The sequence below is a fragment of the Micromonospora sp. LOL_013 genome (assembly GCF_048060315.1).
Taxonomy (GTDB): Bacteria; Actinomycetota; Actinomycetes; order Mycobacteriales; family Micromonosporaceae; genus Micromonospora_E.
Window position 1 is genome coordinate 1 of the sequence record NZ_JBHMIQ010000131.1, and the last position, 253, is coordinate 253.

The 253-nt window shown below is 72.3% G+C and carries 1 protein-coding gene; it reads left to right on the forward strand.

Annotation, left to right across the window (positions count from 1 at the left end; all coding sequences use genetic code 11):
• Nucleotides 1-253, forward strand: a 253-nt coding sequence (locus tag ACFHWS_RS28640) for a helix-turn-helix domain-containing protein (protein ID WP_416569600.1), incomplete at both ends; no start/stop codon positions are given.

Sequence of the window (253 nt, forward strand, 5' to 3'; positions counted from 1 at the left end):
GCAGATCGCGCTGGCCCGGGCGTTCGGATGCGCCCGGGTGGTGTTCAACGACGGGCTGCGCGCACGGCAGGAGGCACGCGAGCAGGGTCTGCCGTACGTGTCGGACGCCGAGCTGTCGAAGCGGGTCATCACGCGGGCCAAGTCGACTCCGGAGCGGGCGTGGCTGGGCGAGGTGTCGGCGGTGGTGTCGCGGCAGGCCCTCGCGGACCTGAACGCCGCGTACCGCACCTTCTTCCACTCCGTGTCGGGCAGG